This window comes from Oceanobacillus sojae (genome assembly GCF_900162665.1).
GTDB classification, from domain to species: Bacteria; Bacillota; Bacilli; order Bacillales; family Amphibacillaceae; genus Oceanobacillus; species Oceanobacillus sojae_A.
On sequence record NZ_LT727809.1, the window covers coordinates 605,929 to 628,527 of the forward strand.

Consider the following 22,599-nt stretch of genomic DNA (forward strand, 5'->3'; position numbering starts at 1 on the left):
TTTTCTTATTGTATAAATTTTGTATGCGGCAATAATGTTGAAATTTGGTATATATACTTTCAGTAGCTATAATGGAAGAAGAAACATTGTCAGGATGAATGGGGGAATATAATGTATTTTGAATCGAAAAAGGATACTTGGATGGTGATTATACTTTGGGCTGTTGTGCTTAGTGGCGTGCTTATTCCATTACTGAAAGGGCAGATAATTAATTTAGTCATTATGCTCATCCTATGCAGTATATTGCTTTGGTTTTGGTTCCACACCGGATATAAGATTGATAAAGACCGTTTAATTGTCTATTATGGTCCAATCCGTCAAACGATTTATATAGAAAATATGGAGTTAATTCTTTTGGCAAAGATGCCGATTATTGCACCGGCATTGTCACTTGATCGTATACAAATCCGAAGTGGAAAATATGATTTGATTGCAATCTCGCCGAAGGATAAGTTTACTTTTGTAGAAGAACTGATGAAGATAAATCCAGAAATTTCAGTAGATAACCGTTTATTAAAAGAATAGAAGGGGGGGAGCAATGATGAGAGTTGTAGATAATATTACAGAATTAGTAGGAGAGACACCCATGGTGGAGCTAAATAAGCTGCAGCCGGAAAATGCAGCAAAAATTTATGTGAAGCTGGAAATGTTTAATCCGAGCGGAAGTGTAAAGGACCGGGCTGCAACTCATATGATTTATATTGCGGAGCAGAAAGGGCTTATAAAACCGGGTGATACGATTATTGAGCCGACTAGCGGGAATACAGGAATAGGACTGGCAATGGCAGCTTCTGCAAAAGGATATCAGGCAATCCTTGTGATGCCGGATAATAGTACAGAAGAGAGGAGAAATCTTCTGAAAGCATATGGAGCCAAGGTGGTTTTGACACCAAGTAATAAAAAAATGCCGGGAGCCATACAGAAAGCACTGGAATTACAAGCGGAAATACCAAACAGTTTTATTCCCCAGCAATTTAAAAATATTTCGAATCCTGATGCGCATCGTAAAACGACAGCATTGGAAATTTTAAGAGATATGGATAATCAATTGGATGCCTTTGTCTGTACTGCCGGTACAGGAGGAACCGTAACAGGGACAGGGGAGTCACTAAGAGAATTTATTCCGGATTTACATATTACTGTTGTAGAGCCAAAGGGCTCGCCGGTCTTATCAGGAGGAGAGCCCGGCCCGCATAAACTGGTGGGAACAAGTCCCGGCTTTGTACCTGAGATTTTAAATACCTCCATTTATGATGAAATTATGCAAATTAATGACGGGCAGGCATTGCATTTATTGCAGGAGCTTGCTCAAAAAGAAGGGTTGTTTATCGGACCGTCCGGGGCTGCAGCTGTTTATGCAGCCAGAGAGGTTGCCAAGCGGCTGAAACCTTCCCAAAAGGTGGTTTGTATCGCTCCTGATACGGGGGAAAGATATTTGTCTATGGAATTTTTGCAGGGGAAGTAATGCAGTGGCAGGCGAATCACCTATTTTTTTATTTTGCATAGTTTACCAGTAAAGAAGTTGAACAATAACAGGTGTCTGCACCTTAAAGTGGTCGATATAAAGCTTTTCTCATTCCATAAAAATCTCTATTTTTATTTGTTTTTCTTGCGTATTCCTGCTATAATACAGACAAATTCATTATTCATAGATGAACGATAGAGGTGCAAAGACCATCAGTAAATATGCAGAGGCAGAACAGGCTGGCAATGAAGCATATGGAAAGGGGAATTTGCCGAAGTATAATAAGCCTTATTCTTATTATACTGGTACTGGGATTGAACAAATCCGGTGCTGTCATATAGGAAACTATGTGGAGGGCTATCAGCTGAGAGGACAATTAATTGTTTGTGCAGCAGCGGTCTCCGTTGGTGCTTTTTATTTTGTGGAAATAATGGAAGTAATGAATAATGATAAGAGAACCAAATAAATTCAGAAGCAGTAAGGGTAGAGGTAAAACTGTTTCTGCTTGTCTTTATTATTTTCCATCCTCTAGTTTTTTAAGGCACTTTACTTAGGCGCTATCCGTCTATTTTTCATCAAGTGATGTTGATATTATACAAAGGGTGTGTTGTTATGAATTTTGGAAAAGTGGTTACGGCGATGGTAACGCCATTTAACGAAGAGAAAGAAATTGATTACGCTGCATTAGATAACCTGATTGAGTACCTGATTGATAATGGTTCCGATGGATTGGTGGTAGCTGGAACAACAGGCGAATCTCCTACTTTGTCAAATGAGGAAAAGCTGGCATTATTTTCACATACGGTACAGAAGGTAAATGGAAGGGTTTCAGTGATTGCAGGCACAGGATCAAATCAGACAAAAGGGTCTATTGAGCTGTCACAAGCTGCTGAAAAAACGGGTGTTGATGCAATTATGCTTGTAACACCTTATTATAATAAACCTTCTCAAGACGCTTTATATGAACATTTTAAAACAGTGGCGAATGCGGTTCAATTACCAGTGATGCTATACAATGTACCTGGCAGAACTTCTGTAGATTTAGCGGCTGAAACAGCAGTTCGTTTGTCTGCTGTTGATAATATTGTGGCAATTAAAGATGCGAGCGGCGATATGGATAAGGTAACAGAGATGGTGGCACAAACAGACGCGAGCTTTTCCGTATATTGTGGAGAAGATGCTATCACATTACCATCTCTTGCAGTCGGGGCAATAGGTATTGTTTCCGTTTCCGGGCATATTATCGGCAATGAGATGCAAGAGATGATTGCTGCATATGAACAGGGAGCTGTGAAAAAAGCTGCTTCTATTCATCAGCGAATTCTGCCGGTTATGCAGGAAATGTTTGCAGCACCGAGCCCTGCTCCAGTAAAAGCAGCATTAAACCGGAATGGCGTTAACGTTGGCGGAGTCCGTTTGCCGTTACTGCCATTAAATGATGAACAGCTGCAATCCTTAAATCATAAATTAGATTTATTTGAGAAAGTAAAATAAGCAATAATTAAATTAAAAACCTCTCTAGCAGATTTAGAGAGGTTTTTTGATGGATTTTATTATCTGCATTTCTTTCCAATTAAAATAATGGCTATATATTTACTATAATCTTTAAAAATACTCCGCAATACCTGCGAAATTATCAATTTTAAATGGTAAAATATGATACAAGCTAAAAAAGTGAAGGGGATGGGGAGCTGATGAAAGAAACATTCATTCAGGCAGATGATACGATCACGCTATGGGGAATTATCATTATTTGGGCATCTGTCAGTATTTTTTTAGAACAACGCTATAGCTGGGCTTCTAAGATCACAGGAGCAATAATTGCATTAGTAGGAGCAATGGCTTTATCAAATTTTGGCATCATTCCTACGGAGTCGCCGGTATATGATGCTGTCTGGTCTGTTATTGTGCCATTAGCAATACCGCTTTTATTATTTCACGTTAATATTAAAAAAATATGGAAGGAAAGCAGCAGATTATTGCTTATTTTTCTGCTGAGTTCTATTGGCACGGTAGCTGGAACAATTGTTGCATTTTTTACTTTGCGGAATTACATACCTCTGTTAGATCAATTAAGCGGTATTTTCAGTGCTACATATATTGGGGGAGGCGTGAATTTTGCGGCAATGTCAGCAAAATTTGATACTCCCGGTGAAATCATTTCTGCAGCTGTCGTTGCCGATAATTTAATGATGGCATTGCTATTTATTATTCTAATGATGGTACCAGCCGTTAATTTTATCCGAAAACGTTACCCGACACCGCATATGGAGGAAGTAGAACAAAACCAATCAGTGGATGATAACAAAACATTATCAGAAAGCTTTTGGAAGAGGAAGGAAGTTTCACTGAAGGATATGGCACTTTCTATTGGAACTGCCTTTCTTTTAGTCGTTGTTTCTTTGAAAATTGCTCAATTTTTTGCGGGTATTATTCCAAGCGGGGAGAACGCTTCTTTTTTCAATAATCTGTTAAACGGAATCATCGGGGATCAGTATTTAGTGTTAACAACGCTTACTTTCATTGCTTTGGGTGTTTTTCCGAATTACTTTTCTAATTTAAACGGCAGTCAGGAAATAGGTACCTATCTGATTCACATCTTTTTTGTTGTAATCGGAATACCTGCTTCCATTACGTTAATTATTCAAACAGCTCCATTATTGCTTGTTTTTGCGTTTATTATTGTGGCAATTAATTTAATTCTATCTCTTCTATTTGGAAAACTGTTCCGGATGAGTTTAGAAGAAATTCTGCTGGCAAGTAATGCAAATATAGGCGGACCAACAACTGCAGCCGCATTTGCGATTGCAAAAGGATGGAGACAATTAGTCGGTCCAATATTAATTGTCGGGACACTGGGTTATATTGTTGGAAATTATATCGGCACCTTCCTTGCTGTCTGGTTTGGAACCTTGATGTAAGAATAGTAAAAAATCTGCTTCTAACCTTATGAAGGAAGCAGATTTTTTGTTGTCTAGCGTACTATAGAATTATTGTCTTTTGGATAACCATTTATAGAAAAACAGCCGCGTCCAGCTCCGAGCGCCAAAAACTATGGAGCTAACACGTGAGCGCCCTACGATAAGTCAACATCGGTTTAAAGTAAAGGAAGACCGACTAAAAGCAGGCTGAAGCCTAACGTCGGCATACCCCTAAAGGGGCATGTTTCCTTTATCTCCTAAGTAAAGGAAGTTCGACCAAGGTCGAACCACCCCCAAAGGCCGGGGGCGCAATCTCTACGTTTTTAAGCAGGCGCTCTGCGCTTTTGGTCTTTATATAACATGTCTTTATCAAGAAAAAATGCTCAGATTTGTTGAAAGTAATTTAAAAATAGTATAATTTACATAAGTTAACTCCCTAATAAATTTTTTAGGATTAACAAAGACTGATTCAGTAAATAATAGAATATCAGCTATAATTCTTTTGCTGCATCAAAGAGATTAAAAAGGTTGGGGTAGCTATTTTCAAGCGATTATTTTTTTTGCTGTTAATTATAATATTAGCCATTTGGACTAAACCATTATGGGAAGAGCCGGTCCGCGATATTATCCCCGAATCTGTAAGTGATACATTTTCCTCTGCAGGCGATTTTATTAATGACGCGGTAGATAATGACTTTTATTTCCGGCAAGTATCCGATCAGGCTGCTTCTTTTTTTAATTCCATTACAGGTTCAGAAACAAATAGAGAGTATGAGCAAGTAGAAACACCAGAGCTCACTACACCAGAGGAGCAATCTTTTTCCATCGGCAATGTAGAAATTGGAGACACAAGAGATCAGGTTGAAGAGATGTACGGGGAAGCTGAACGGAAAAGTGAAAATGAATATGGGGTAGAGTGGTCCGCTTACCATGAAAACTATCAAAACTTTATGATGGTTGCTTATGATGAACAGGATGTAGTCCGTGGACTCTTTACCAATCAGGATTTACTATCATCAAAGCACGATATAGCGCTTGGTGATTCCAAGACATCTGTAAATGAGACATTAGGTCAGCCGGAAGAAATGATTCGTAACGGCTGGTTTAATTATAAAATAGAGAGTGAAGGCGAATATGATGTTTATCATATGGATGGCACTTATGTAACCATGTTTTATGATTTGCATGAATCGGATGAAGTAACTGCTGTCCAAATCATAGATGAAGACTTAGAGGCTGCGAAGAGCACACTTTATACTCCCGGCAGTGAGGCACTAAAGGAAGGACTGGAATACCAGTTATTTGATTTAACCAACGCCACCCGCGTGAAACAGGAGCTGCCTATTTTAAAATGGGATGAAGAGGTAAGAGAAACTGCAAGAAAGCACAGTACGGATATGGCTGTTAATCAATACTTCAGTCATACTAATTTAGAAGGCCAATCTCCTTTTGACCGGATGAAGGCAGATGGCATTTCTTTCTTAAGTGCAGGTGAGAACCTCGCTTACGGACAGTTCAGCAGTATTTTTGCCCATCAGGGTTTATTGAATTCCCTCGGTCATCGGGAAAATATTTTACATGAGAGCTTTAGCTATTTAGGGGTCGGTGTTGATTTCAATGAAAGCGACCAGCCGTTTTATACAGAGAATTTTCTTCAGTAATAAACGGAAGAAAATTCAAAAAGTGTATGATGCCCTGAGTGCTGTATTGATAAAGCTTCAGGATACATTTTGGGAAGCAAAGTATGCAATAGTCAAAGATAGATTTGGGGTTATTTGAGATTTGAATTATACAAAAGAATAATGAATTTTATATGAACTATTGAGGATGAACAATACATATCTGTGTTGTTTATCCTTTTTTATTTGTTCAGTAAATGATGTGTCCCACGTGCATTACTTTATATTTTTTGGATAATAATAAATCTTGATTAAACGTTTTCGTGAAGCGGATTTATTGAATGGAACAGGTGATGAATTCAGAAGGTATAAGAAGAATATTTTTGAAAGGGGGTAATAACTTTGATTTATATATACAACGATTACGGCGGTACACATACTACTTCACTTGCAGCAGCTTATCATTTAAAAAAACTTCCCTTGGACCGAAAGCTGACCAAGGAAGAAATAATTAGTGTCAGATACTTCAATAAGTTAACGAAGCATGATCTTGGTAAGCTTATTTTCCATGGTATCGATGAAGAGGATAATGCAGTTTATACCATAGGAAGAAGAAATAATAAATATGTTGTGCCAGCTATAAAGGATCTGGCAGCTTTATTACAGGAAAGAACTTCGATGAATGAAAAGATTATTATTTCCAATACTTCTCCTACAGTACCATTTGTGATGTCAGTGGGTGGCTTCTTATCAAGAGGATTGAATATCAATTTTTTAGGAGAACCTTTATTAGTGGCCGGTGCAAAGCAATGCTGTGTAAAGATTAACCGGTTAGTTGAGGAAACAAAACAAGCGGGCCATTCCATGAATGCCAAAGTTATTGTACTAGAAAATAAGAAGTTTCATTAATTTTATCCAGGAAAAAGTTTCTATAGGACACCGCGGACTATCATGTATTTTATTCTGATAGTCCGCGGTGTTTTTTAAAAGATGAGGGTGACCTGTCTGCAAGCTTTAATTAGAAGAAGTTGTTACAACAAAAACAGAATTTCCTTCTGTTATTATTCCTTTGCCTATTATCACAACGATTCGATTCACGACATCCGTGATGATGTTCGTTTCTGTGATTACCTCTGCTGTGACAACAATCTTCATGTCTGTTTTCACATCTGTTATGATTTTGCTGACTGTTATGACAGCAATCCTGTTTATGATCTCTACGACGATAGTCGGCGCCTGGACGACTTGTGTTGCGACAAGGGTCTTTACGTCTTCCTCCTGTTGAGTGATGACCGCACATAGCTTATCCCCCCTTTCCCATTCAATATACGTTAGTAAGAAAAAAAGGATTAGACAAACTTAATAGGAGCTAACACATTTTTGAATGGAGATTCCATATTCATACACGAATCACATAAAAAATACAGATGAATTTGAAACTTTTTTTCAATCATTTCGTATAACCTGATTAAGAAGAATAAGTGGGATGAGGAGGACTCGAATTGACAGAAATTGCATTGGAATTAAAAAATGTCAGTAAACGCATCAAGAATAAAGAAATTATTAAAGACGTCAGCTTTCAAATAAAACAGGGGGAAGTCTTTGGCTTTGTTGGACCGAATGGTGCAGGTAAAACAACTACGATCCGGATGATGGTCGGTTTGATGAAGATGACAGAAGGTGATATCCGCATTGTCGGCAAAAGTATTCAAACGGATTATAGTGCAGCAATCAGAGAGGTTGGCGCCATTGTTGAGAACCCGGAAATGTATCCTTTTTTAACCGGAAGAAAAAATCTGGAGCAATTTGCCCGGATGATACCGGGTATATCAAAAGAACGGATAGAAGAGGTGGCCCGGTTAGTTGGTCTGGAGAAGGTAATCAACGATCGAGCCGGAGGGTATTCTCTCGGAATGCGGCAGCGGTTAGGAATTGCCCAGGCTTTGTTACATAAACCGTCGATTCTTATTTTAGATGAGCCAACCAATGGTCTCGATCCATCTGGAATGAAGGAAATCCGTCAATATATCCGCACGTTGGCAGAGAAGGAAAAAGTCAGTGTTATTGTTTCCAGTCATTTATTGTCTGAGATTGAATTAATGTGTGACCGTATTGGCGTTATTAAAAATGGGGCTTTAATTGCGGTAGAGGATGTAGAAAAGAACAGAAAGCTTCAGGACAGTGATATTTCAGAGTATATCATCTCTGTAAGCAATGCGCAGGCTGCGAAGGAATGTCTGCATGACATGGATGATTCTTTATTTGTAGAGACAGCAGATGAAACAACCTTAAAAACAGCTATCAAACGGGAACAAATACCAGCAGTTCTCAAAGAATTATTAAATAATAATATCAATGTATATGAAGTGTTGGCTGCTAAAGGCACGTTAGAAGACAAATTTTTCGATTTGATTGGAGAGAATGTCATTGAGTAATCTGAGTCAGCTTATAAAAAACGAATTTATTAAACTGCATCATTATAAATCTACGTGGGTTATGTATATCATTATTGCGATTCTTCTGATTGGTGTGGCTGTCATTACAAACTTTGTAGCTAACCAGAGTATGATTATTGACGCAACCTTTCAAAGTGAACTTGTCCAGGCCTATGAGTCGATGGGGTTAGAGATTCCTGCTTATGATATGTGGGCTTTCGTGGCTGATAATATCTCGCTTATCAGTTTTATTACCATTTTTATCATTGTTGCAGCTGCTAAAATTATCTCGAATGAGTATAAATGGGGAACGATTAAATTGTTACTTATTCGCCCGGCAGGAAGAGGAACCGTATTAACGTCCAAATATATTACTGTTTTGCTTTTTGCAGCTGTGTTAATTCTTTATACAATTATTCTATCCATGCTTATCGGCCTTATCTTTTTCGGTGTAGATACCTGGAATCCAACCATTGTAGATAACACGGGTTCGGGTTATACAGAAATTTCGATCATTGCTTCTATTGGAAAAAATATACTATTTAGCCTTGTACCATTAATTATAGTGGCAACCTTATCCTTTATGATTGCAATTCTGTTCAAAGGAAGTGCCATGGCAATTGCAGCAAGTATTGTGGTTTTCATTGCTGCACCAATTATTACCATGATGGTCAGCCAGTATGAAATTGCAAAATATCTGTTAACGGCACATCTTGATCTTCAAAATATTTTTGCCGGATCACCATTAATTGAAGGAATATCTCCTGGATTTTCTATTGCTGTTCTTATTGTTTATTACATTATATTTATGGCAATAGGATGGCTTACTTTCAAAAAAAGAGATGTAGCTGGAAACTAAGCGGAAAGGATGAAGCAGTGTGAAGAAATCTTCTACTCTATTATTTGTATGCCTTCTGTTTCTCTTGGCAGCTTGTTCCAATAATAACAAGGAAGAGCAGAAAGATAATCAAGATGATACGGAACAAGAAGATGAACTTGAAGAAAAGGACAATAAAGAAAATCTGGATCCGGCAACAGGGCTTTTCATGGAGTTTATAAAAGAAAATAAGGACTCTGAGCGGGTTGCTTTTTTAGCCAGCTGGAATGATAAACCAATAGCGGAAATTAATCCGGATCTAGCTCTTCCGCTAGCCAGTGTTGTCAAAATAGTTATTGCGATTGAATTCGCCAGTCAAGCGGAAGAAGGGAAAATCGACCCTTCAGAAATGATATCTATGGAAGAAGTGGATAAGTATTATTTTGCTAATACAGACGGCGGAGCACACGAAGCCTGGAAGAACACTCTGGGGGGCGGGGAAGGGCAGGTCTCCCTGGAACAAATTGCACAAGGAATGATGGATTACAGCTCTAATGCAAATACAGATTATTTAATAGAACGATTGGGGCTGGAAGAAGTAAATAATCGGGTTGAGGAATTAGATTTAAATAACCATGATCCGATTTATCCGTTAACAGCAAGTATTGCAATTCCGGAGAGAGTATTGGAAGAGAATAATTTAGAAGAAGATGAATTAGAAGCAGCATTACGTGATTTAGATGATGATGCTTACCGGCAGATAGCTGTCGATCTTTTTGAAGAATGGCAGGAGAAACCATTAAGTGTAGAGGAAAAAGAAAAAACTGTTGCATTAGTGGATATGCCGATTCAGAAAGTCTGGTCTGATCGATTGACTCATGCAACAGCGGAAGACTATCATAAAATCATGGCTATGCTGAATAAAAAAGAGCATTACTCCGATGCTTTTTATGAAGAATTGGATGCTATTTTCAGCCTGGAACTAGAAAATGAAGCAATTGAACGTGCGGCACAAAAAGGCGGGAGTACTGCTTTTGTTTTAAATCAGGCTGTATATGCAGAAGACAAGGCAGGAAATCGTTTAGAGATGATTTTATTTACAAATGATCTTAATCTTTCTGAGTTGGAGGTTGCTGCTATGCAAGTGCAGGCTTTGACGGATAAATTAGTAAATGAGGAAGATTTTCGTGAGGAAGTCAGAGATACATTAGCTGAATAATGATAATGATATAATCCCCCTGACGCTGGCAATTTGCACCGTATTAGGGGGGGTTTGAATGAGATAGTAAAGAAATGAACAGGAGACATTTGCCTGAGAGAATGAAAAAATGAGAGATAATAAAAATAAACTGAGAAAAGTGGTGCAGGTCAATGTCAATTTATATTGAAGAAGTAAATAAGGAAAATTGGAGAGAAATTGCTGCATTAGAAGTAACTGAAAATCAAAAAGACTTTATGGAAAGTGTATCATTTTGTTTAGCAGAAAGCTTTATTGAACAGCTCACAACATCGCTTGGCTTGTATGATGACAATCAACCGGTTGGCTATGCCATGGTCGGCTTTTATTTTGATGAAAAAAGAAGCGTCTGGTTTGATCGTTTTATGATTGACCGTCGTTTTCAAGGGCAAGGCTATGCAAAACAGTTTATCCCATTAATTGAAAAATACATTAGAGAGCATTATGATGTGCAAATCATACGTTTAAGCTTTGTGCCGGGAAACAATCCGGCTGAACAATTATATAAAAAGCATGGTTTTGTACGGACAGGGGAGTATGATCCAGAAGGAGAAATTATAATGGAGAAGCATTTTAGATAACCATAATTATATTATGTAAACTTAATGGCTTGAATATTATTTTCTATTATTAAAACCTGGCAGGGCCCCTCAAAAATGAATTTAAATTTTACGCAGGAGTATTTAGAGACGGTATCACGCCAGTCTAGACGAAAGGGTTAAAGGCTAAGAAGTTATTACATTAAAAATCGAACAGCTGGATTAGAAATGGAATGGTATCTCAGTAAGAGGTATCATTCTATTTTTGTATTTAGCAGGAGCCTCTTCATTATTGGAAAAGCACTGGCGCGGAGGTTTAGAAGTACATAGACCCTAAGTCTTAGACAAAGATATTTCTCAGGCTCATTACGCAAAAAGCAGGTGCGCGATAAGATAAAGATACAATAACGAAAGGAGGAAAACGAAATGAAAAAATTCATGTTATTTATCGGAGGACTTGTCGCAGTGCTGATACTTCTGGCAAACCTTGGTCCGATGATATTACTTGCATTAAGCGTATGGCTGCTCTATATATGCTTTAAAAAATTTATGAGTACAGATTCAACCGCTGCAAAAGTAGGCTGGGTGATTGCAGGATTGATCGTATTAAGCATCACGTTCTCTAATATCTATGCCGTTTTAGGTGTTGCAGCAGCTTATGCACTTTACCTAATCTATAAAAATTGGAACACATCGGAAAGCTCTGTTGTCCATGAAATAAAGGAAGAGGCTGATCCATTTACAAATTTTGAAAAACAGTGGGCAGAGTTAAATAAATAAAATAACGAAATTTAAAGGAGAGATGGATAATGTCAACAAATATTTTCACTCGAATGAAGGATTCGATTTCAGCAGACTTACACACAATGATGGACAAAAAGGAACAAAAAAATCCTATTGCTGCACTTAATCATTATTTGCGCCAAAGTGAACAGGAAAAAGAAAAGGTAAGAAAGCTGATTGACCGCCAATATAAATTAAAAGAAGAGTTTGCACGGGAGTATTTGAAAGCACAGGACCTTGCTGATAAACGCCTGAAACAAGCACAGATCGCAGAGCGTGCCCAGGAAGAGGAAATGCACGAATTTGCATTAAAAGAGCATGAAGAGTATCAAAACCGTGCAGATCGCATGAAAGCATCCAGAGAAGAAGCTATTACCCAGCTTGAAAATCTGGAGCAGAAATATGAAGAAATGAAGCATCGCTTAAAGGATATGCACCTGCGCCGTATGGAGTTAATGGGACGTGAAAATATCGCGAAAGCAAACCATCAAATTAACAGAGTAGTGGAAGAGTCACCAGAAAAACCTTTCTCGAAATTTGAAGAAATGGAACAATATATTGAAAATCTGGAATACAGAGTAAACAGCTCATACTATCAAAGCACATTCGATAATAAAATTGCAGCTATTGAAAAGAAATTAGAAGAAAAGGAAAATGAATAAACTCAGAATTTGTAGGGTGAATTAGAAAATCATGATATACTTATACTGGCGCAGATTGTTCTTGCGCCAGTATAGTTTACATAATAATGAAAGGAGAATGGAAGGATGTATAAACAGCTCAGCACGAGAAATTTAAACTGGATATGGATTACCGTCGCCATTCTTCTTGTTTTTGAAATCGTCTTTTTCCATGGCGGTTCACTGATATCAGCGTTAATTTCCGGCTTCTTTGTTTACTTCAGCTGGAAAAGACTGCATTCACTCGGCTGGAAGATTGTGTTCGCAATTGCTGCAATATCCTTCGTTCTAAACGTTTTTAATTTATTGGCGGTTCGATTTTTAATTGTTGTTGCTATTGTTTTCTTTATTTTAAATTATATCAAATCGACGAAAGAACCCAGTAAAGAAAAACCGGAGCTTCCGAATAAAGCAAGCTTGAAAGACGACGAACCTCTTGTTCAGGTTGATAATTTATTTGATGAACGCTTTTTTGATGATTTTCGGACGGAGGAAACAGCTTATCAATGGAAGGATGTCAATATGCACGGCATTTATGGTGACCGTGTGATTGATTTAAGTAATACTGTGCTGCCTTATGATACGGCAATTATCTCTATCCGGCATCTTGTAGGCAATATTGAGATTTACGTTCCTTATGAAATAGAGGTCAGTATTCATCATAGTTCTATATTCGGCAGAGCATCCATTTTTGGAGAATATCACGGCCGGCTAATGAATAAATCACTTCATTATGAAACAAAAAATTATAATACAGCTCATCAAAGAGTAAAAATTGTCACATCTTTATTTTCCGGAGACATTGAGGTGAAACGCATATGAATACGATTATCCGTTTTGTTCTCTTGTCTATCGCCTGCAGCTTTGTTCTGGCTATTGCCGCAGTTTTAACGACCTTCGTTACCTTCTCCGTAAATGAGTCAGCGGGCTGGAGTGCACTTTGGGAAGGGCAAATTGGAGGTGTTTCTTTTCTTCTGACAGTTCTGGCTTTTGTGATTATCTTCGGTTCCATAGTCGGTGCAATTATTGGCTGGTATTGGAAGGGAAATTTGAAAAAAATTGAAAAAATGCTTACAGGCATTATTAAAGGAGAAAGACATCCTGATACAGAAGAAATACCAAAAGAACTGGAACCAATCTCTGTGCGAATGAATCAGGTTCAGGAGAAGCTGCGTGCACAAACGGAGCATGCACAAAAGATTGCTACAGAAAGAGCAAACGAAAGGGAACAGAGTTTGCAGGAAGTAGTTGTACAAGAAAGAAATCGTTTAGCCCGGGAACTGCATGACTCCGTGAGTCAGCAGCTTTTTGCAGCTTCTATGCTGATGTCAGCAATTAATGAGGCAGGATCAGCTGAGGATGCAACATTAAATAAACAGTTAAATATGGTGGAAAAAATGATTCACCAATCACAATTGGAAATGCGTGCACTTCTTCTGCACTTACGGCCGGTTGACTTAAAGGGAAAGACATTGCAGGAGGGCGTAGAGGGGCTTTTAAGAGAATTGACACAAAAAGTACCTTTAGAAATCGATGCAAAAATAGAAGCATTTCAAGTTGATAAAGGGGTAGAGGACCAGCTATTCCGTATCTTTCAGGAATCTATCTCCAATACGCTGCGTCATGCGAAGGCTGAAAATCTGCAGATATTATTACTGGAACGGGATGAAAATATTATTATGCGCGTGGTTGACGATGGAGTCGGGTTCGAGACAGAAGCTGTTAAAACAAGCTCGTACGGAATGCAGAATATGCGTGAACGTGCTTACGAGGTTGGCGGTACTTTGAAAATTATCAGTCTGCCGAATGAAGGCACGCGTTTGGAAGTAAAAGTCCCTATTTTAAGAAAGGAGCATAACCCTGATGATTAAAGTTTTATTTGTCGATGATCATGAAATGGTGCGAATCGGCGTGTCCGCGTATTTATCTTCACAGCCGGATATTGACGTAGTTGCAGAAGCAGACGACGGTTCCCGTGCTATTGACCTGGCATTAGAGCTTCGCCCGGATATTATTTTAATGGATCTTGTGATGAAGGAAATGGATGGAATTGAAGCAACAAAGAAAATTATTGAATCCTGGCCGGAAGCAAAGATTATTATCGTTACCAGCTTTTTAGATGATGAGAAGGTATATCCGGCACTAGAAGCAGGAGCAACCAGCTATATGCTGAAAACATCAAAAGCGGGCGAAATTGCCAAAGCGATTCGTGCTACATACGAAGGGCAATCTATCCTGGAACCGGAAGTTACCGGGAAAATTATGAATCGTATGCGCACAAAGCGGGAGACCGTGTTACATGAACAGTTAACTGGAAGAGAAAAGGAAATATTATTATTAATGGCAAAAGGGAAATCGAATCAGGAAATTGCCGATGAGCTGTTTATCGCATTAAAAACAGTGAAAGTGCATGTCAGCAATATTCTAGGGAAATTGGAAGTTCACGATCGTACACAGGCCGTAATTTATGCTTTTCAAAATAAGCTGGTAGAGTAGTATTTTGGCATATGACCAGTATATAAAAAATGAAAAGGGAACGATAGTTTTAGGAAAATGGTGATATTATGATAAATAAAGAAATGATGGATGCTTCTATTAAAAAGAAGGAGGCAGTGAAATTTCTAAAAAACGATGAAAAATCTCTCAAAGAAAAAAGTCTGGAAGAAATATTAGCTGCACGGTCGCAGTATCCTGTGGAATCAGCTGAATGGGAGTATTTAAATAAGATTAAATCGGGAATTTTACAAAAGAAAAAACCAAGTACTGCAGAAAAAATATTATATTTTAAAGAAGCCGACTTAGACAGTATTCCATGGGGATTTAGTAAAGCAGATAAACTCCCTTCTATAGATTATAGAATTGCAGAACGCAGTTTACTGGAGTACCACCCGGATCAAAGGCATCCGATCCCGTATGTCGCTGTAAGATATGAAGAAGCGTATTTCTTTATTTTACGCGGAGCAGGTGTCGGGGAAAGCAGGCTGGCAGGAAGGAAAGGACTGCTTGGGGGACACGTCGGAGAAATGGATGCAGTACCCGGGGATATTCAGAGTTCAATTGTAAACGGACTTTGGCGTGAGCTGGAGGAAGAAGCAGGGATAAAAGCAGAAATGGTTAAAAAGCTGGAGATGAAAGGTATAATTAAATCAAACGATGGTGTTGATAGTGATCATCTGGGCATTGTTTATGAAATTGAATTAAATAATAAAGATATTCAATCAGAAGAAGAAGAGCTCACCGGAATATGGATGACTAAAGACGAATTGAAACAACATTTTGAGGCATTTGAGTCATGGTCCAAATTAGTTGTTTCTAACCTTGTACTTTCCAATTAGAGCTGCTGTGATTTAATTAAGGGGATATATGCTTATTAGATAAGATGTATTTCCCCTTTAGTCTCTATATAGAATATTTATCTGAATATTGGAATATTTAATTCTGACTGCAGGCAATTACATTTCAAAATAACCTAAAAAGAAGGAGGTAACTATTTGGAATTAAAAAATATTGACTTGGAAGAACGGATGAAGTTTTATCATGTTAATGGGTTGAGTATGACATTGTTTGAGAACAGTCAAATCAGCAGAATGGTAAATAAAGGCTTGCTGGAAGCTGAAAGCAATAGAGAAGTAAATGAAGATTCTATTTTTAATGCTTGTTCCATCAGCAAGTTTTTAGCAGGTATCCTTGCTATAAAATTGGTAGACGAAGGAATTCTACATTTAGATGAAGATGTAAATAAAAGACTTATTTCCTGGAAAGTACCGGAAAACGATCTTACTGAAAACCAGAAAGTTACATTAAGAAACTTATTAAGTCATCAATCTGGAATAATAGATCCTGAGGGCGGCTTTTCTGAACTGGATCCACAAATAGGAATTCCTTCTATAGTTACATTATTAGAAGGAGAAACACCTTATTGTAGAGCCCCTATTAAAGTAAAGTGTGAACCCGAAAGTGAATTCCACTATTCGGATGCAGGCTTCTGTATTATTCAGCAATTGATAGAAGATGTTATGGCAAAACCGTTTCATCAGATTATGAATGAGCAGGTATTTAAACCGCTTGGAATGAAAAACAGCTATTTAGATACAGCAAAGATGGAACTGGATAGAGGAAATTTTTCTTGCGGGCATAACAAAAACGGTGAATTAGTAAATGAAAAATACCCTATATATCCTTATCCGGCAGCTTCTGGATTATGGACAACCTCTATCGATTTAGCAAAATTAGTTCTTGAATTAATGCATGCTTTAAAAGGAGAAAGCAAAATAGGTATTTCGGAAAATATGGCAAAAGAAATGATAACTCCGCAAAAGGGAAAAGGCTGGGCTGGATTAGGCGTGTTTCTTGAAGGATCTGGAGATGAACTGGAAATATCTTCGCTTGGCTGGGGCGTTGGCTTTCAATGTATGATGGCAGCATATCCGTATTCGGGAAAAGGTGCAGTGATCATGACAAATGCAGAATTAGGTGTCCATCAAATGGAAGGTATCATAGGAGAAATATATCAATCTCTTTTTTCTTAGAAAGTATTATATTATGAGAGAAGACAACCAGATAGAAGATTTTGCGAAGCGGTTGACAGATTAGAGAAGGGCTTTAGGATTATTCCTATTTGGCAGCTTCTTCTATTTTCTTTGATGCACAAACTTTTAAAGAATTTATCGGAAAATCATAACTTAAAAGAAAATCATCATAAGAAAAGCTCAAATTATTTTTTGAGCTTTTCTTATGATAGATAATTGATACAATATATTTTTTAAAGCTGGGGACCAAAGAGGTTTTATCTAGCGGATTCCACCTCCGCCTCCTCCACCAGCTCCGCCACCGCCGCCGACGCTTGTAATCCCGCCGTTGCCGCCTGACGCACTAACAGAGGAAGTACTGGAATGAAAGCCGCCGCTGGCTAAGCCTGTAGTCAAGATTGTACGGGCGTGGACAGTTCCATACCAGTAATTAAGGTATACCAAGTCCTCTTCATAGCTGTTTTCAGGAACTAAAGCCTCTAATTTTTTAGATACTTTATCACTTTTACCGAGTAAAACACTCCATAGCATCATATCTTTTAATGAAAGTGGCTTGGAAGCGTTCGTAAATTGATTTATATCTGCTTCGCTTAAATAGTTATTAAATTGTATCAAACGGTCCGCCAGTTTGTCTCCCTCATCACTTGGTACCGTAATAGATTGTAAAAATCCGGCTGCCTTAATTTCTTTAAAAGAAAACAGTCCTTGCTGCTCCAGGTAAGCTTCGGAATAGTCCTTGAGATAATCAGCAAACGTACTGACTTCCTTCGCATACTTTTTACTCCATTTTTGAATGGCGTCATCTGTCACGTTGCCATTTCGATCTGCAACGTCTAAAAGTATCGTCCATAGGCCGGTTTCATATGTTTTATCATATCTTTCGTCTTCGATTTGATCCGTCAGTTCTCCAAAGGTTGCTGGATGTTTATCCCGTTCATTTTTAAAATCGTTGATAGTAATGGTCGAACGATACTTTTTCCCGAAAACCTTACTTTTTTCTTCTGCTGCGATAGAGATTTTCTTATCCACTGACCATTTTAATAGATAAGCCTGGAAAATATCTTCAAAATAACCCAGTCGCATCTGAGTTAGAAGGGCACTTAAACCTGCATAGTCTTCTCCATCGAAAGGCACGGCTGCATATGTTTTGCCTTTATTTTCTGCCACTCGTTTATGCAGTGGCTTCATTGCACCGGCTTCTCTTTTTACTTTATTGGTTTTAAGAATAATGAGGAGGGTTCCAATACCGATTAATAGTATAAAACCAACGACTACGCTAATGATGATAATAGCTGCCCTGGAATTGTCACTTGAATTATAAGCAGAACCATCCATTGCTTCTTCTTGTTGTTCGGATAATGTCATGTCCTCTGTTTGTTGTGCTTGAAAGAAATCAGCCGGAAATTGTGTCAAAACAATCACATCTCCATCGACTTCACTATTTGATTCCCATACAATTCGGCCATCTTCAAGCTGCATGTCACTAGCAAAACCGAATCCCCAGAAATTTACCGTTTCCTGTGTAAAAGGCTGAAAACCGGAAATTTCAACTGTCAAATTTTGAGCAGGAACATCAGAAAAGGTATCGAAGTTCCAAAGCATTGCCTGCCCGTCATCTAAATTACGAACAAGATTAGAAAGCGTGTAGGTTATGGTATAGGAATTTTCACCGTACTCTCCAGTCCCCCAAACTAACTCAACTCCATCAACATCAGGTATTGTTCCATATTTTCCAGTCTTTTCTTCCCGGGAAGCGTCGGAGTTCCAGTCAGGCTCCTCTGTAAATCCTTCAACGGAAAAATCCAATACTTCTGATCCCTCAAGATTGGACATATCGATGAAAAACTCCGTACCGCTATCTATATTCATTTGTCGGTGTTCGGTAACAACTCCTGAACCATCCTCCTGCAGCTCTACTTCAATATGTAAATCGTTCATCTGATTTTCCGCAAATGCCGTGAGTGTCAGTCCCATGTTAACTGTGATTACCAGCGCTATAGCAACAAGTAGCTTTGTCCACTTACTCATTTGTGTCCATCACTCGCTTTCATCATTATAATATTATCCTTCAAAATGTATTGTAAATCATATACCCTTTTTTAAGCGCTGCTAATCGTAAATCTATGGTGTAGCAGATGATCATTTAAGGCAGGAATATACCAGCCTTGAATTTATTTGAGATATTTATCCTTTATAAAATATTAAAAGGGATAGATGAATTTTCGAATGAAGGAAAATCGATTAATAACGCAGAATGTTTCCTGTTTTGTATAATACGGCTTTTTTCATAAATAGAAGCTTTGAAAACGGCATACAAGTGGTTAACGTGAAGGGCCCAGCTCAGAATCTGTGAATAATAAAAAGAGGTAAAAAATAATTATAATCGTTTTCCCCCTTGTTCAGAAGAGGGGATATATGAGTTAATAAGGGTGTCGGACCGATAGAATATCGGAAAGGAGGCTGATTTAAATTGATCACAAAATATGAGGTGGTTTCCGCATAGCGGAAATCATAAAAGACGGGACCGCATTTATTTTGCGGTCTCCTTTTCTTTCCCGGATTAATGTATACTAAAAGTGAAAAGGCTTACGTAAAATAAAACCAAATGAGAGGAGTTTTAATAATGAATGAGAAAATAATGCATACCCAAAGGACCACACATCTTGAAAGAAAGGATGTTCTTACTTGTCATACAAAAATGGAAAAGAGGTGCTTCCGCCTCATTTGCTGAAGGAGCTCCAGAAATATATTCAAGGAGAGCTTATTTATATCCCAAAACAAAACAACCAGCGGGCAGGGTGGGGAGAAGCGAATGGATCACGTCTCGCCCTGGCCAAAAGAAACGAAGAGATTTATCGATCGTATAGGGAAGGCCAGTCATTTGAGGAATTGGAACAAACCTATAATTTATCGATAGATAGCATTCGTAAAATTGTCTATAAAACACGTGAGATTAATGGCGAAATAAAATAAGGATAAGAATGTTTTAATATGAAGGCTTCAGAAAAGGTCCCGGCAACTAACAAGGCAGCACTTACTAATATTTTAGTGCGCGCTATTCTTTTTATCAGATATCGGACACAGGCAGAAACAAAGCTTACGAATAATCAGATACAAAAAGACTGCCGGGCTCATTTATTTAGCAGTCATGTCCGCTCTGCATTAACAGAAAAAAACTGGTATTAAAAGAATGTAAAGAAATCATTCTGCAATACCAGTTTATATATTGGCGGGAGGGGGAGCGAAATAATTATTTCGTTTTCCCTCTGCTTTATTTCATCCAGATCCCAACCCTGTTTAAGCAACTATATAAAATAAATATTCCTGTCCGTTTTTTACTGGTTCTTTAGCAAATTGATAGCCATGTTTTAATACTTCTTCCGGAACATTTCTAAACGAAGCAGGGCAGTCCGTAATGACCTGGAGGAGTTCTCCTTTTGTCATCCCTTCCAGAGCTTCTAATGTGTAGATGACTGGATATGGACAGGATTCACCCCGTAAATCTAATGTGAAATCAACTGACATATTTCTTTTCTCCTTTCTTAGATCGCATACCGGCGAAGCGATAAGTTTTTTGCCGATAGACAGTTAGCAAATATAAGATACTTAACATAACAAGTGTTGCCAGGATTGCACCAAGAGGTCCAAATGCAGAAATAAGATTAATAGATTTTCCGCTTGCAACGAGTGCATGATAGAGCCCAAGGTGATCCCAAGCATAAGCAAGTGCAGTTACGCCTATGATATTACCTGCAAACACGGTCAGGTAGAGGATTTGTCCTTCCATTAATCGATACATCATGCCCGTTTCACAGCTGCTTGCCAAGACAATGCCAAGGCCAAACAGAAAGCCTCCAATAAAGGTGCTGGGAGCAGCAATTTGTGTAATTGGCTCCATACCGTAGATGACAATGACAAATAAGGTAATCACAGAGCTGACAGCCATTGCGATAATAATTGCCTTTGCCATCAGACCTCTGCCGGTTAGCCATAAATCCCGGAATGCCGATGTAAAGCAAATTTGCCCTCTTTCTATTAATATACCAAAAAGTGCGCCAAAAATGGCTGCAGTACCAAGCAGAGGTCTGTCTGTGACAAAGAAATATAAAATCAGTCCAGTATACATCAGCGCAATAATCCCGCCAACGTAAGGCTGAACTTTTCTACTCTTTTCAGCAGAAGGTTTTTTATCGCCTTTCGTTAAGGAAGGTTTACCTTTCCACCATCGTGTTTTTGCGATTTTTGCCCCCAAATAGGTTCCCGCTCCTGTGGCAATGATAAAAATCCAGGAGTGGAAGGAAAACTGTGGAACTCCCGTGAAGAATGCTGCCAGGTTACAGCCCAATGCGAGACGTGCACCAAAACCGGCGATAATTCCGCCGGCTAACCCCTGTACCAGGCGCCGTTTTTGTTTTGGAACACGAATCTTGAAATTGTTGCTAAAAAGAACCATTATTAAAGCGCCAATAAACATTCCCCAAACAATCCAGCCGTCAGATCTTGAAAACGAAGAGCCCTGCATATGGACCAGATCAAAATAAGCCCAGTCTGATATGTCTGCTCCAAAGAATTCCAGGATATGTCCTCCCAAACGAGTAAATTCGCCGGTTACTGCCCAAACGGTGCCGGTAATACCAAAATAAATTGCACTTAGGATCCCAGCAAGAATAAGTGCGACATATGGATTCCAATAATGTGTAAATAGCTTATTCAATATTGCTTTCATTTTTTAACTCCTTAATTTTAAAACATTGGAAATCAATGAATGATATTTTTATAGTTCATGTCAGCATTTATTATTTTAATCCTTTTTTTTGAACCTGTCACGTGCATAATTATTCATGATTTAATTGAAAAAGTCTCTTGTACTTTTGTTTTTATTTATCATGCAAATATCAAAAGGTACAAAGGAAGAGCAGCTAATTGAAATGTATTAGATAACTGGAGAGTTCTTTTTCGCCGGTTCAAAATTTTTCATAAACTTTCTGAGCTTTCGTCCAGAACGAATTTGTACAAACGAAAGCTGCCCGTCATATCTATTTTTTAATGATTTGACCTGTAGATTATTTTCTTTCTTATAATTCCAGACAAAACGAAGAAAAGAAAAATCTAATCTATCCGGATTCCCGTGTGGATTTTTCTTTCCTCTATTTTTTACATATCGTTTGAATATACGATATAAACAGACGCTGCGGGGGAAAGCTAACCAAATAACCATTTCTGCATATTTCATTCGCAATTCCAGTGTTCTGGCATAATTACCATCAATAACCCACTGATCTTTTTGGAGTTCATCTTTTAATTTTGCATCAAAAGCAGCCTGAGAGATATTAGTATCGTTGTCAATCCATTGAATGCTGTCTAAGTGTACTACCGGAATGCCTTTTATTTGAGCTATGCAGGTGGCTAATGTGGATTTGCCTGCACCAGGGCATCCAATGATTAATATTCGCATCGCGGGACCTATCTTTCTGCTCTGTTGTACTTTATCGATTATATCCTGCAGATACCACCGGAATTCCAGAAAAAACTGTACGAATCATTACCAATCGCACAAAATGAAAAGGAGGAAGG

At 38.3% G+C, this 22,599-nt stretch carries 24 protein-coding genes and 1 riboswitch; of the genes, 19 read left to right on the forward strand and 5 right to left on the reverse strand.

Annotated elements, in window-relative coordinates; all coding sequences use genetic code 11:
* The first annotated feature begins 111 nt into the window (after window positions 1-111).
* The 6 genes from BN1068_RS03295 to BN1068_RS03325 all read left to right on the forward strand — a co-directional run bounded on the left by BN1068_RS03295 (window position 112) and on the right by BN1068_RS03325 (window position 6,914).
* Window positions 112-525, forward strand: a complete 414-nt coding sequence (locus BN1068_RS03295; RefSeq protein ID WP_077601395.1) for a PH domain-containing protein — start codon at window positions 112-114, stop codon at window positions 523-525.
* Window positions 526-541: 16 nt separating this feature from the next.
* Window positions 542-1,465 (forward strand): cysteine synthase A, encoded by a 924-nt coding sequence (gene cysK / locus BN1068_RS03300; protein WP_077601396.1) that lies wholly within the window; start codon window positions 542-544, stop codon window positions 1,463-1,465.
* A 187-nt stretch (window positions 1,466-1,652) separates the two neighbouring features.
* Window positions 1,653-1,833, forward strand: a riboswitch (Lysine riboswitch).
* Window positions 1,834-2,077: 244 nt separating this feature from the next.
* Window positions 2,078-2,959 (forward strand): 4-hydroxy-tetrahydrodipicolinate synthase, encoded by an 882-nt coding sequence (gene dapA / locus BN1068_RS03310; RefSeq protein ID WP_077601398.1) that lies wholly within the window; start codon window positions 2,078-2,080, stop codon window positions 2,957-2,959.
* Window positions 2,960-3,159: 200 nt separating this feature from the next.
* Window positions 3,160-4,386 carry a DUF819 family protein gene (locus tag BN1068_RS03315; protein WP_077601399.1) on the forward strand — a complete coding sequence of 409 codons (1,227 nt, stop codon included), beginning with the start codon at window positions 3,160-3,162 and terminating at the stop codon, window positions 4,384-4,386.
* A gap of 560 nt (window positions 4,387-4,946) precedes the next feature.
* Window positions 4,947-6,047: a CAP domain-containing protein gene (locus BN1068_RS03320; RefSeq protein WP_254846690.1), complete on the forward strand. Its 1,101-nt coding sequence runs from the start codon at window positions 4,947-4,949 to the stop codon at window positions 6,045-6,047.
* A 360-nt stretch (window positions 6,048-6,407) separates the two neighbouring features.
* A complete protein-coding gene (locus BN1068_RS03325; RefSeq protein WP_077601401.1) occupies window positions 6,408-6,914 on the forward strand; it encodes a DUF3189 family protein in 507 nt (168 codons plus the stop codon).
* Window positions 6,915-7,019: 105 nt separating this feature from the next.
* On the opposite strand, the gene BN1068_RS23525 is transcribed toward BN1068_RS03325, so the two are convergent.
* Window positions 7,020-7,160, reverse strand: a complete 141-nt coding sequence (locus tag BN1068_RS23525) for a hypothetical protein (RefSeq protein WP_175637049.1) — start codon at window positions 7,158-7,160, stop codon at window positions 7,020-7,022.
* A gap of 347 nt (window positions 7,161-7,507) precedes the next feature.
* On the opposite strand from BN1068_RS23525, the gene BN1068_RS03330 reads away from it, so the two are divergent.
* From BN1068_RS03330 to BN1068_RS03380, 11 genes are all read left to right on the forward strand, one after another.
* Window positions 7,508-8,440, forward strand: coding sequence for an ABC transporter ATP-binding protein (locus tag BN1068_RS03330; protein WP_077601402.1), 933 nt, complete (start codon window positions 7,508-7,510; stop codon window positions 8,438-8,440).
* Window positions 8,433-9,299 carry a DUF2705 family protein gene (locus BN1068_RS03335; RefSeq protein ID WP_175637050.1) on the forward strand — a complete coding sequence of 289 codons (867 nt, stop codon included), beginning with the start codon at window positions 8,433-8,435 and terminating at the stop codon, window positions 9,297-9,299. Before BN1068_RS03330 ends, BN1068_RS03335 begins: the two co-directional genes overlap by 8 nt.
* A gap of 19 nt (window positions 9,300-9,318) precedes the next feature.
* Window positions 9,319-10,476, forward strand: coding sequence for a serine hydrolase (locus BN1068_RS03340; protein WP_077601404.1), 1,158 nt, complete (start codon window positions 9,319-9,321; stop codon window positions 10,474-10,476).
* 152 nt (window positions 10,477-10,628) lie between these two features.
* Window positions 10,629-11,075 carry a GNAT family N-acetyltransferase gene (locus BN1068_RS03345; RefSeq protein ID WP_077601405.1) on the forward strand — a complete coding sequence of 149 codons (447 nt, stop codon included), beginning with the start codon at window positions 10,629-10,631 and terminating at the stop codon, window positions 11,073-11,075.
* Window positions 11,076-11,459: 384 nt separating this feature from the next.
* On the forward strand, window positions 11,460-11,813 hold the full coding sequence (locus tag BN1068_RS03350) for a lmo0954 family membrane protein (RefSeq protein WP_077601406.1): 354 nt from the start codon (window positions 11,460-11,462) through the stop codon (window positions 11,811-11,813).
* 29 nt (window positions 11,814-11,842) lie between these two features.
* A complete protein-coding gene (locus tag BN1068_RS03355) occupies window positions 11,843-12,478 on the forward strand; it encodes a PspA/IM30 family protein (protein ID WP_077601407.1) in 636 nt (211 codons plus the stop codon).
* A 105-nt stretch (window positions 12,479-12,583) separates the two neighbouring features.
* Entirely contained in the window at window positions 12,584-13,318 is a 735-nt protein-coding gene (liaF, locus tag BN1068_RS03360) for a cell wall-active antibiotics response protein LiaF (protein ID WP_077601408.1), read from the forward strand.
* Window positions 13,315-14,367 (forward strand): sensor histidine kinase, encoded by a 1,053-nt coding sequence (locus BN1068_RS03365; protein WP_077601409.1) that lies wholly within the window; start codon window positions 13,315-13,317, stop codon window positions 14,365-14,367. Before liaF ends, BN1068_RS03365 begins: the two co-directional genes overlap by 4 nt.
* Complete coding sequence (locus BN1068_RS03370) at window positions 14,360-14,992, forward strand: response regulator (protein ID WP_077601410.1); 633 nt, start codon at window positions 14,360-14,362, stop codon at window positions 14,990-14,992. Before BN1068_RS03365 ends, BN1068_RS03370 begins: the two co-directional genes overlap by 8 nt.
* 68 nt (window positions 14,993-15,060) lie before the next feature.
* Window positions 15,061-15,831, forward strand: coding sequence for an NUDIX domain-containing protein (locus BN1068_RS03375; protein ID WP_077601411.1), 771 nt, complete (start codon window positions 15,061-15,063; stop codon window positions 15,829-15,831).
* A gap of 156 nt (window positions 15,832-15,987) precedes the next feature.
* A complete protein-coding gene (locus BN1068_RS03380) occupies window positions 15,988-17,025 on the forward strand; it encodes a serine hydrolase domain-containing protein (RefSeq protein ID WP_077601412.1) in 1,038 nt (345 codons plus the stop codon).
* A gap of 261 nt (window positions 17,026-17,286) precedes the next feature.
* On the opposite strand, the gene BN1068_RS03385 is transcribed toward BN1068_RS03380, so the two are convergent.
* Entirely contained in the window at window positions 17,287-19,053 is a 1,767-nt protein-coding gene (locus tag BN1068_RS03385) for a DUF2207 domain-containing protein (RefSeq protein WP_217697296.1), read from the reverse strand.
* 657 nt (window positions 19,054-19,710) lie between these two features.
* Here BN1068_RS03385 and BN1068_RS03390 point away from each other — a divergent pair.
* Together BN1068_RS03390 and BN1068_RS03395 are read left to right on the forward strand one after the other, a co-directional pair.
* Window positions 19,711-19,998, forward strand: coding sequence for a CD3324 family protein (locus tag BN1068_RS03390; RefSeq protein ID WP_077601413.1), 288 nt, complete (start codon window positions 19,711-19,713; stop codon window positions 19,996-19,998).
* An 18-nt stretch (window positions 19,999-20,016) separates the two neighbouring features.
* The gene (locus BN1068_RS03395; RefSeq protein ID WP_077601414.1) at window positions 20,017-20,211 is read left to right on the forward strand and encodes a hypothetical protein; all 195 of its coding nucleotides are present in this window, start codon (window positions 20,017-20,019) and stop codon (window positions 20,209-20,211) included.
* Between the two features lie 111 nt (window positions 20,212-20,322).
* On the opposite strand, the gene yedF is transcribed toward BN1068_RS03395, so the two are convergent.
* The 3 genes from yedF to BN1068_RS03410 form a co-directional block, all read right to left on the reverse strand.
* Window positions 20,323-20,550 (reverse strand): sulfurtransferase-like selenium metabolism protein YedF, encoded by a 228-nt coding sequence (yedF, locus tag BN1068_RS03400; RefSeq protein ID WP_077601415.1) that lies wholly within the window; start codon window positions 20,548-20,550, stop codon window positions 20,323-20,325.
* Window positions 20,540-21,751, reverse strand: coding sequence for a selenium metabolism membrane protein YedE/FdhT (gene yedE / locus BN1068_RS03405; RefSeq protein ID WP_077601416.1), 1,212 nt, complete (start codon window positions 21,749-21,751; stop codon window positions 20,540-20,542). Before yedE ends, yedF begins: the two co-directional genes overlap by 11 nt.
* A 207-nt stretch (window positions 21,752-21,958) precedes the next feature.
* Window positions 21,959-22,480 (reverse strand): isopentenyl transferase family protein, encoded by a 522-nt coding sequence (locus BN1068_RS03410; protein WP_077601417.1) that lies wholly within the window; start codon window positions 22,478-22,480, stop codon window positions 21,959-21,961.
* Window positions 22,481-22,599 lie beyond the last annotated feature (119 nt).